This window comes from Bradyrhizobium sp., from assembly GCF_035935975.1.
Taxonomy (GTDB): domain Bacteria; phylum Pseudomonadota; class Alphaproteobacteria; order Rhizobiales; family Xanthobacteraceae; genus Bradyrhizobium.
The window spans coordinates 133,751-142,906 of record NZ_DASYWN010000037.1; the positions used below are offsets into that span (position 1 = coordinate 133,751).

Below are 9,156 nucleotides of genomic sequence, written 5' to 3' on the forward strand. Positions count from 1 at the left end.
AAGGATATCTCATGAAGCTGCTCTCTTTCATCGCCGACGGCCGCGCATCGTTCGGGGCCGTCAAGGACAATGGCGTCGTCGATCTCGGCAGGCGCATGGCGCCCTGCACCACGCTGCGGCAGCTGCTGGAGGCTGGTCGCGTCGCCGAGGCGGCAAAGCTGGCCGCGTCCACCGCGCCGGATCACCCGCTCGACAGCATTTCGTTCGCGCCCGTCATCCCCGATCCCGGCAAGATCATCTGCGTCGGCCTCAATTATCGCGACCACGTCGCCGAGACCGGCCGCACCGTCACCGAGAAGCCGGCGCTGTTCGTCCGCTTTCCCTGCAGCCAGGTCGGCCATCTCCAGCCGATCGTGAAGCCTGAGGTGAGCGACGATTTCGACTACGAGGGCGAGCTCGCACTCGTCATCGGCAAGCAAGGTCGCCACATCCCCGTGAGCCGCGCGCTGGACCACATCGCCGGCTATGCCTGCTACAATGAAGGCAGCATCCGCGACTGGCAGCGCCACACCAGCCAGTTCCTCTCCGGCAAGAGCTTTGCGGAGAGCGGCAGCTTTGGCCCGTGGCTGGTGACGGCGGACGAAATCCCCGACCCGTCGAAGCTCACACTTCAGACGCGGCTGAACGGCACCGTGGTGCAGGACACGACGACGGATCTCCTGATCACCGCGATTCCCGAACTGATCGCCTACATCTCGACGATCTGCCCGCTCGTCCCCGGCGACGTCATCGTGACGGGCACGCCGGGCGGCGTCGGCGCCAAGCGCACGCCGCCTTTGTGGATGCGCCCCGGCGACACCGTCGAAGTCGAGATCTCCGGCATCGGAATTTTGCGCAACAAGGTCGTCGCCGAACCGGCCTGACCGTCAACGCCAATCAATCAACGATAAAATCAGGGAACGCCATGGCCACCATCCGCACGACGTCCACCGCCATCCTGCTGATCACGCTGGCGCTCGCAGGCTCCCCTGCGCGCGCCGAGATCAAGAGCGATGCCATCCGCATCGGCGTCCTCACCGACATGAACGGCGTGTTCGCGACCGCCATGGGTCCGGGCTCGTTCGAGGCCGCGCGGATGGCGGCAGAGGAGTTCGGCGGCAAGATCAACGGCAAGCCGATCGAGATTCTGCAGGCCGACCACCAGAACAAACCTGACCTTGCGGCTTCGCTCGCACGAAAGTGGTTCAGCGACGGCGTGCAGGCGATCGCCGACGGCGGCAGCTCAGGCGCGGCGCTCGCCGTGCAGGAGCTGGTGCGCGGCAACGGCAAGATCTTCCTCGTCTCCGGCGCGGGCGCCAACCAGCTCACCGACGAGGCCTGCGCACCCACCAGCGTGCAGTGGACCCAGGACGCCTATTCGACCGCGACGGCCGTGGTCTCCGGCATCATGCAGACCAGCAAGGAGCCGTGGTTCTTCATCACCGGCGACTATGCTTTCGGCCATTCGATCGAGGCGACCGCGCGCGATCGCATCGCCGCGCTCGGGGGCAAGGTTGCCGGCGGCGTCAAGGCCCAGCTCGGCACGCCCGACTACAGCTCCTTTCTGCTCCAGGCCCAGTCCTCGGGCGCAAAAATCCTCGCGATCAACGTCGCCGGCGACAATGCCACCGCGATCAAGCAGGCGGAGGAATTCGGCCTCGCCGACCAGGGCATGAAGATCGTGCCGATGTCGTTCCAGAACGTCGACATCGCGGCGGTCGGGCTGAAGGCAACCCGCGGCGATCTCATCGTCACCTCGTTCTTCGAGGAGGTCTCGCCGGCGGCCCGAAAATTCTCCGATGCGTTCTACGCGCGCCGCAGGGCCATGCCCTCGCAGATCCAGGCCGGCGTCTATTCCGCCGTGCGCCACTATCTGCAGGCCGTGAAGGACACCGATTCCGACGACAGCGCGACCGTGATGGCGAGGATGAAGGCAACGCCGGTGTCGGATGCCTACACGCCCAACGGCCGCATCCGCGAGGACCAGCGCATGGTGCACGATCTCTATCTGGTGCAGGTCAAGACACCCGAGGAATCCAAGGGCCCGTGGGACTTCGTCAAGCTGGTCGCGACCATCCCGCCCGACCAGGCCTTCCGTCCGCTCGACCGCAGCAAGTGCAGCCTGGTCGGCAAGTAATTCCTAGGCCAGATAGCGCGTGAGATAGCCTTCCATGGCATAGAGCGCGCAGAGCGCGAGGCTCGACCACACGGCGGCGCTGAAATAAAGGAACATCCAGGTCAGCTCGCCCTTCCAGTGCGCGATGTCGTGGGTCACCACCCAGCGCGTCGAGACGTCATGCAGGCCCTCGAGGAAGCCGAGGAACCTGTTGCCCTCGGCGTGCCCTGCCCGCCAGCGGCTGAGATACATCGGCACGTCGACGGTCACAAGGAAGGCGAGGAAGCAGGCGATGCCGAAGATGCCCGCGATCAGCGCCCAGCGCACCGGCCCCTGGAATTCCGGCATCAGGCGGCACAGCGCGATGCCGGCGAGGAAGAAGGTCACCGCCCAGAGCGAGTTCTCGATCGCGTTGAAGAGGAAATTGGTCGTCACCACCGCGTACCAGGAGAAGCACTCCGCGATGAGGATGATCGGCACGATCACGAGCGCGATATTCACCGCGGTCTCGGCGCCGGTCATCTGCCCGAGCTGATGCAGGATGATCGCCCATTGCGCGGCGAAGCAGAGCTCGGCCACGGTCGCGACGGTGCGGCCGACGAAGACGCTGGAGAGCCAGGTGTCGAACAGGCAGATGCGCTGCACGTCGGCGCGCGGCAGCACCGAGCGGAAGGCGCAGCCGAACACATAGCCCGCGCAGAGCAGGAACATCAGGCCGATGTCGGAGCCGCCGCCGAGGCTGCTGGCGACGTTCGGATAGAACTCGCGGTACAGCATGAACCAGACGAGGATGTTGGCGGCACTGACAAGCGTCAGAGAGCCCCACCACCACGCGAGGGGATTTGACCGCGCCTGCCACTGCAACATGATGAATCGCTCCGCCGTAATCGACCTGACATCCAGCGGTAGCAATTCTGTCATAATCCGGCAGCACGGCGCGACAAAAATCTACGTTATGACGCTGTCATAATTCACGCGCGCGCTGTCATAATCGCGGCTGTGATTGCCCTCTCCCCTCATTCTCCGGGCCAAGTCCGGGGCGCCTCATCGAGGCATCCCCGGACTATTGCGGGGGCTTACCTCTTCATCCCCGCCACATACGCCGCGAGCTTGTCGAGCGTCTGGTAGCCGTATTCGACGGCGCCGAAGCCGATCATGCCGTCGCGCTGCTCGGTGCTCGAAGCCAGCTGCCGCATCATCAGCACGGTCTTGCCGTTGCTCTGCTCGGCAAAGGTGATGGTGAAGCGGAACATGCCGGGATCGTCGTCCTGATCGACGCCGTGATCCATCTCCATCAGCGACGGCCGCTCGATGCGGCGGAAGCGCATGCGGTTCGGATAGACCGTGCCGTCGGGGCCGATCATGTTGAATCGCCAGACGCCACCGACGCGCACGTCGATCTCGAAGGTCTCGATCTCAAAACCCTTCGGCCCGAACCATTGCGGCAGATGCTTGGGATCGGACCATGCCTCGAACACGAGGTCGCGCGGCGCGTCGATCACGCGCGACATCACGATCTCACGGTCGAGCGACCATTGCGACAGGGCAGCGTTGGCAGAACTCGTCATTGTCAGGCACCTTTCCGTTTGGTTGTCTTGTTCGTCGTCTTGTCAGTCGGTTTGGAGGGGCCCTTGGCGGCTGCCCTCTCCTTCTTGAGCTTCATGACGTAAGCCTCGAGGCGGTCGAGCCGCGCCTCCCAGATCGCGCGCTGATGCTGGAACCAGTCTTCCGCACCGACGAGCGCCTCGGGGCTGAGGCGGCAGGTGCGCACGCGGCCGGACTTTTCCGACTGCACGAGCCCGCTCGTCTCCAGCACATGGATGTGTTTCATGAAGCTCGGCAGCGCCATCGCGAAGGGCTCGGCGAGCTCGCCGACCGAGGCTTCGCCGGCGCAGAGCCGCATCACGATCGCCCGCCGCGTCGGATCGGCAAGGGCCGCGAAGATCTGGTCGAGTTGGGATAATTGGTTAGCCATGAAGCTAACTATACACCGCGAACGACCGACGTCAACAATTGTTAGCCGACTGGCTAAGTTAAATTTCGAACGCTGTAGCCCGGATGGAGCGAAGCGCAATCCGGGACTCTTGCCCCAAGCCGCGCCGGCCCCGGATTACGCTTCGCTCCATCCGGGCTACGAGGCCACGAACCGCCGCGACGGAACCGGCAACGCGCAATCGTGAATTGGGACGCGCCACCCTCCCCGTTAGAAAGAGACCGGGGGCGAATCGTATCATTCGCCAGAGCCGTGCCAGCTGTTGTCACATCATCGCACCTCACCCGGCGGGCGCTCGCAGCGCTCGTTCCTTTCGCGCTCGCGTGGCCGCGGCTCGCACATGCGGATTCCGACATGATCGCGCAGATGCGCGACATCGTCGCCGCCGAGCTCGCGCCGACCATGACGCCGGACCAGCCGGGCGGCCTCGCCGCCGCGCTCTATGCCGGGCGCCATGTCGCGTTCTTCAACTACGGCTTTGCCGACGACACCACCCGATGTCCCGTCACACCGGACACGCTGTTCAACCTCGGCTCCTTACGCAAACCCTTCGAGGCGACGCTGGTCGCGCTCGGCACGCTGCGCGGCGAGCTGCGGCTCGACGATGCCTTGCCGAAGTATCTGCCCGAGCTGACCGGCGACTATGTTCGCCGCGTCACCATCGGCCAGCTCGCCACGCACACCTCGGGCATGCTGCTGGCGACAGACCATCCGCCCTGGCCGAACGACTCGTTTTCGCGCGGCGAGTTCATCGCGATGTTCAACGCCTGGAAACCGCAATCCGGCGAAGCCCCCGGCAAGCGGCGCATCTACAGCCACGCCTGCTACGTGCTGCTCCAGCTCGTGCTCGAACGCTGTTACAACACACCGATCGCGACGCTGTTCGAACAGCGCATCCTCAAACCGCTGGGGATGGATGCGACCTCTCTGCCCGAGCGCGGCGAAGACAACCGGGCCATCATGGATGCGGCATGGATGCAGCGCGTGGTGCAGGGCTATTCCGATCAGGGCATTGCGATCGGCCCGCCCGGCAACCAGCAGAGCTATTTTGACTTCCCGGGCACCGGCCAGATGTTCTCCTCGGCGCGTGATCTTGCGACCTTCGTCGCGGCCAGCGCCGATGGCCGCACCATCGATCCGCAATTGCGCGAGGCGCTGCGGATGACGCAGCGCGAGACCTTCCGCGTCGACGAGAAATTCGGCGAGGCCATGGCCTGGGAGAACGTGCGCCTGCCCGGCGTCGCCATCGTCGACAAGCCCGGCGGCCTCAACAACGCCTCCGGCTATCTCGGCCTCGTCCCGGCGCAGCAGATCGGCTTCGTCCTGCTCGCCAATCGCGGCGAGTATCCGCACGAGATCGCGCGCTACAAGATCCTGCCCACGCTGGCGCGCCTGGTCGGCTCACGCTGAATCCAGTCCGCAGAACAGAAAGCCCCGGCTGGGCCGGGGCTTTCCACACCAGATCCGGAACGGGATGAAGCTCAGTACCTGGCGACGACGGGTCCGCCGAACTTGTAGTTCACGCCGACGCGCACGATGTTCGACTTGAGATCGACGGAGTGGGTGTAGACATTGCTCGGATAGTTCACCGCACCGGTGAAGCCGACCAGATTGGTGCTGGTCGCCGTGCTGCGACCGAGATCGACATAGAGATATTCGGCCTTGAGCGACCAGCCGCCGCCGAAGGCATATTCGGTGCCGACGCCCGCCGTCCAGCCGACCCGCGTATCGCGGATGGCGGCCGACTCGGTCGCCGCCGAGAACGTGTCGGTGAAGTTGAAATTGCCCTTCACCTCGGCGATCGCCGCACCGCCCGTGGCGTAGAGCAGCCAGGTCGGCGCCGCCAGGAAGCCGATGCGGCCGCGGATGGTGGCGAGCCAGTCGGCTGAAACCTGCGAGGACACGGTGAAGCTGGTCGGCGCGCAGCAGGGATAGAGCGCCGAGCCGGTCGCACTGCCCTTGAAGCCGAAATAGTTGATGTCGCCTTCGAGGCCGAGCACGGCATGGTTGACCTGCCAGTTGTAGCCCGCGGTGAAACCGCCGGTCACGCTGGAGCTGTTGACACCCTGGGCACCGACCGTGCCGATGGCGGGGACGCTGCTGGCCGCGAAATAGCCGGTCGGAGAAAACACGGTCGACGTGGTGAGGTCAGCGTTACCCCACTGCCCGCCGACATTGCCGCCGACGTAAAAACCGGTCCAGTTGTAGGCCGGCGCCATCACCGGCGCCTTGGTGTACTGCGCGGCGAGGTCGGCGGCCTGCGCGGATGCGGTGCCGAGCACGACCGAGGCCACCGCAATCAAGAACTTCTTCATTCGAATCTCCATTCCCCAACGCGGTTGAACTCGCGTTTTCGATGCGCAGATGAGAGGCATCCGGCGCAGTCAGGGAATAGGTGGAGCACGTCTGTTCGTCTCGGCCTCCGACGCAGTTCGTATGGACTGTGACGTAATCAGTGACCGATCGCGCAAGAGGCGTGGCGAGTGTGACCCGAACGCAACGCATCGCCCCACCGCAGCGACGCGCGATGCAAGCCGCGCGTCGCATCACGACAAATGCACGAGGATGGTGATGCGAATCTGCGCGCGGTTCAGACCGAGCGCGTCAGTCCGCCGTCGACGCGGATGTTCTGGCCGGTGATGTAGGCTGCGCCGTCGGACGCCAGGAACGAGATCGTCGCCGCGATCTCCTCGACCTTGCCGTAACGCTTCAGCGGCACGCTGTCGCGGCGCACGTCTAGCTGCGGCAGGCTGTCGATCCAGCCGGGCAGCACGTTGTTCATGCGGATGTTGTCGGCCGCATGGGTGTCGGTGAAGATCTTCGTGAAGGCGGCAAGCCCGGCGCGGAACACCGCGGAGGTCGGAAACATCGAACTGGGCTCGAACGCCCAGGCGGTCGAGATGTTGATGATGGCGCCGGCCTTCTGCGCCTGCATCACCGGCGTCACCAGCCGGGTCGGACGGATCACGTTGAGCAGATAGGTATCGAGACCGGCGTGCCACTGCTCGTCGGTGATCTCGGTGATCGGCGCGCGCGGCCCGTGGCCTGCGCTGTTGACCAGCACGTCGATGCGTCCCCACTTGGCAAGCGCGCCGTCGACGAGGCGCTTCAGATCGTCGTCCGACTTGTTGGAGCCGGTGACGCCGAGGCCGCCGAGTTCGGCCGCCAGCGCCTCGCCCTTGCCGGATGACGACAGGATCGCGACGCGGAAGCCGTCCGCCGCGAGCCGCCGTGCGGCCCCTGCCCCCATGCCGCTGCCGCCTGCCGTGACGAGTGCGACCTTCTCTGCTGCCATGACCGTTATCCCTGAGATGGAGTTGAGGCGAGCCGCGAGCCCGGCCTATCATGGGGCCTTCTACCGCCGGACCTGCCGGCAGGTCCACCGCCGAAGGCATGTGTCATGAGCAATTTGCAGATCCGCAATTTGCGCCCCGAGGAGATTTCTCTCGCCGTCGACTGGGCTGCGGCCGAGGGCTGGAATCCGGGCCTTCGGGATGCCGCCTGCTTCGCGATATCAGATGCGCAAGGTTTCTTCGTCGGCGAGATCGATGGCGAACCGGTCGCAACCGTCTCCTGCGTCAGTTACGACGATCGCTTCTCGTTTCTCGGCTTCTACATCGTGCGCCAGGATCTGCGCGGCGCCGGCCACGGCCTGCGGATCTGGAACGCGGCGATCGCGCATGCGGGCGCGCGCGTGATCGGGCTCGATGGCGTCGTCGCGCAGCAGGACAATTACAAGAAGTCCGGCTTCCGGCTCGCCTACGCCAACATCCGCTACGGCGGCACGATCGCAGCTCCGCCACCGCCTGCCGGCGTGGTTGCACTCGACACGGTCCCGTTCGCGCTGGTGGAAGCCGACGATGCCACGGTCTTCCCCGCCGCGCGCAGCGCCTTCCTGCGCGCCTGGATCAACACGCCAGGGCACACCGGCCGCGCGCTGCTGCGCGACGGCAAGCTCACGGCCTGGGGTGTGATCCGGCCGTGCCGGAACGGCTGCAAGATCGGCCCGCTCGTCGCTGACGATCGCGCGGCGGCGGACGCGATCGTGCAGGCCCTGCTGGCAAGCGCGGGCGGCGAAGTCTTTCTCGATGTCCCCGCCATCAATCGCGAGGCGATCGCGCTCGCCGAGACGCTCGGCCTCAAGCCGGTGTTCGAGACGGCACGGATGTACACGGGCGACATCGCGCCGCTGCGGATCGACCGCGTCTTCGGCGTGACCAGTTTTGAATTAGGCTAGCTGAGTGGAATGCGCTGCCTAGTAGCAGCGCATGATGTTGACGGTGTGCTCGCCACCACCGCGCCCGGGCACCGTCACCTGCTCCGTCGGACAACTCGGCACATAGGGCCGGTCGGACGGCACGACGTTCGGCGGGAAGCGATGCGACCAGTCCCAGGGAACGTCATAGGTGTAGGTGTAGCGCACATCGGTGGAAGACGGCTGCGCGGTATCGGCGAACGGCTGGCTGTAGCCCGCATTGTCGTAGAAGAAGCCGCCGCCGCCCGGCCAATAGACCCAGGGCGTGTTGCGGCCGCGGAACCGGGCTCCCGGCGCCATCGGCGGACGCGCCATCGGACCGGCTGGCGCGACGCCGGTCACGCCATGCGGCGCGGCACCGCCGGGGCGCGCAAAACTGTCATTGGCAGCAAGGAGCAGCGCGGCTGCGCTGAGCGAGGCGCACAGCGCCCCATATGATCTGGACATCATGATACGCACCAACTCGTTCGGCTTCGGCGGCTCCCCACCGCACGCTAGGCCGCCCTGTCGCCCGCCCGCAAACGTATTATTAATTGTTGGTTAAGGCACGGGATTAACAGGGGCCAGGGTGCGGCATGGCGTGCCGGGTTCCCGTAGCCCGGATAGAGTCGTAGCCCGGGTGAGCGAAGCGATACCCGGGGCCGCTCGCACCGTTGATCCCGGATGTCGCTGCGCTCATCCGGGCTACGAGACCTTGCGTTGCCCGTCGAGGCTGAGCAAGAATTGGTTTGTTGGCTGTCCTAGGCCGTAGCGAACCGGGCGATTGCGATCTGGGGCTGGAATATTCGCCAAGAGGTCGATAGAGCAACCTTT

At 65.5% G+C, this 9,156-nt stretch carries 10 protein-coding genes; 4 read left to right on the forward strand and 6 right to left on the reverse strand.

The window, feature by feature from the left end; genetic code table 11:
• Positions 1–11: 11 nt before the first annotated feature.
• A complete protein-coding gene (locus VGR99_RS20480; protein WP_326900801.1) occupies positions 12–863 on the forward strand; it encodes a fumarylacetoacetate hydrolase family protein in 852 nt (283 codons plus the stop codon).
• 41 nt (positions 864–904) lie between these two features.
• Positions 905–2,116 carry an ABC transporter substrate-binding protein gene (locus tag VGR99_RS20485; protein ID WP_326900804.1) on the forward strand — a complete coding sequence of 404 codons (1,212 nt, stop codon included), beginning with the start codon at positions 905–907 and terminating at the stop codon, positions 2,114–2,116.
• Between the two features lie 3 nt (positions 2,117–2,119).
• On the opposite strand, the gene VGR99_RS20490 is transcribed toward VGR99_RS20485, so the two are convergent.
• The 3 genes from VGR99_RS20490 to VGR99_RS20500 form a co-directional block, all read right to left on the reverse strand.
• Positions 2,120–2,962: a hypothetical protein gene (locus tag VGR99_RS20490; RefSeq protein ID WP_326900806.1), complete on the reverse strand. Its 843-nt coding sequence runs from the start codon at positions 2,960–2,962 to the stop codon at positions 2,120–2,122.
• 209 nt (positions 2,963–3,171) lie between these two features.
• Entirely contained in the window at positions 3,172–3,663 is a 492-nt protein-coding gene (locus VGR99_RS20495) for an SRPBCC family protein (RefSeq protein ID WP_326900808.1), read from the reverse strand.
• Between the two features lie 2 nt (positions 3,664–3,665).
• Positions 3,666–4,070: a metalloregulator ArsR/SmtB family transcription factor gene (locus tag VGR99_RS20500; RefSeq protein ID WP_326900810.1), complete on the reverse strand. Its 405-nt coding sequence runs from the start codon at positions 4,068–4,070 to the stop codon at positions 3,666–3,668.
• 372 nt (positions 4,071–4,442) lie between these two features.
• Here VGR99_RS20500 and VGR99_RS20505 point away from each other — a divergent pair, with 372 nt between their 5' ends.
• Positions 4,443–5,498, forward strand: coding sequence for a serine hydrolase (locus VGR99_RS20505; protein ID WP_326900812.1), 1,056 nt, complete (start codon positions 4,443–4,445; stop codon positions 5,496–5,498).
• Between the two features lie 71 nt (positions 5,499–5,569).
• On the opposite strand, the gene VGR99_RS20510 is transcribed toward VGR99_RS20505, so the two are convergent.
• Positions 5,570–6,403 (reverse strand): outer membrane protein, encoded by an 834-nt coding sequence (locus tag VGR99_RS20510; protein ID WP_326900814.1) that lies wholly within the window; start codon positions 6,401–6,403, stop codon positions 5,570–5,572.
• A gap of 275 nt (positions 6,404–6,678) precedes the next feature.
• Positions 6,679–7,383 (reverse strand): SDR family oxidoreductase, encoded by a 705-nt coding sequence (locus tag VGR99_RS20515; RefSeq protein ID WP_326900816.1) that lies wholly within the window; start codon positions 7,381–7,383, stop codon positions 6,679–6,681.
• A gap of 105 nt (positions 7,384–7,488) precedes the next feature.
• Here VGR99_RS20515 and VGR99_RS20520 point away from each other — a divergent pair, with 105 nt between their 5' ends.
• Positions 7,489–8,325, forward strand: coding sequence for a GNAT family N-acetyltransferase (locus tag VGR99_RS20520; RefSeq protein WP_326900818.1), 837 nt, complete (start codon positions 7,489–7,491; stop codon positions 8,323–8,325).
• Positions 8,326–8,343: 18 nt separating this feature from the next.
• Here the strand turns inward: VGR99_RS20520 and VGR99_RS20525 are convergent, their stop codons facing one another.
• Positions 8,344–8,793 carry a hypothetical protein gene (locus VGR99_RS20525; RefSeq protein ID WP_326900819.1) on the reverse strand — a complete coding sequence of 150 codons (450 nt, stop codon included), beginning with the start codon at positions 8,791–8,793 and terminating at the stop codon, positions 8,344–8,346.
• Positions 8,794–9,156 lie beyond the last annotated feature (363 nt).

Bases quoted from the DNA above. Each gene is read 5' to 3' on its own strand.
- VGR99_RS20480 (WP_326900801.1), top strand. From the start codon at position 12: ATGAAGCTGCTCTCTTTCATCGCCGACGGCCGCGCATCGTTCGGGGCC.
- VGR99_RS20500 (WP_326900810.1), bottom strand. From the start codon at position 4,070: ATGGCTAACCAATTATCCCAACTCGACCAGATCTTCGCGGCCCTTGCC.
- VGR99_RS20485 (WP_326900804.1), top strand. From the start codon at position 905: ATGGCCACCATCCGCACGACGTCCACCGCCATCCTGCTGATCACGCTG.
- VGR99_RS20510 (WP_326900814.1), bottom strand. From the start codon at position 6,403: ATGAAGAAGTTCTTGATTGCGGTGGCCTCGGTCGTGCTCGGCACCGCA.
- VGR99_RS20520 (WP_326900818.1), top strand. From the start codon at position 7,489: ATGAGCAATTTGCAGATCCGCAATTTGCGCCCCGAGGAGATTTCTCTC.
- VGR99_RS20495 (WP_326900808.1), bottom strand. From the start codon at position 3,663: ATGACGAGTTCTGCCAACGCTGCCCTGTCGCAATGGTCGCTCGACCGT.
- VGR99_RS20490 (WP_326900806.1), bottom strand. From the start codon at position 2,962: ATGTTGCAGTGGCAGGCGCGGTCAAATCCCCTCGCGTGGTGGTGGGGC.
- VGR99_RS20515 (WP_326900816.1), bottom strand. From the start codon at position 7,383: ATGGCAGCAGAGAAGGTCGCACTCGTCACGGCAGGCGGCAGCGGCATG.
- VGR99_RS20525 (WP_326900819.1), bottom strand. From the start codon at position 8,793: ATGATGTCCAGATCATATGGGGCGCTGTGCGCCTCGCTCAGCGCAGCC.
- VGR99_RS20505 (WP_326900812.1), top strand. From the start codon at position 4,443: ATGATCGCGCAGATGCGCGACATCGTCGCCGCCGAGCTCGCGCCGACC.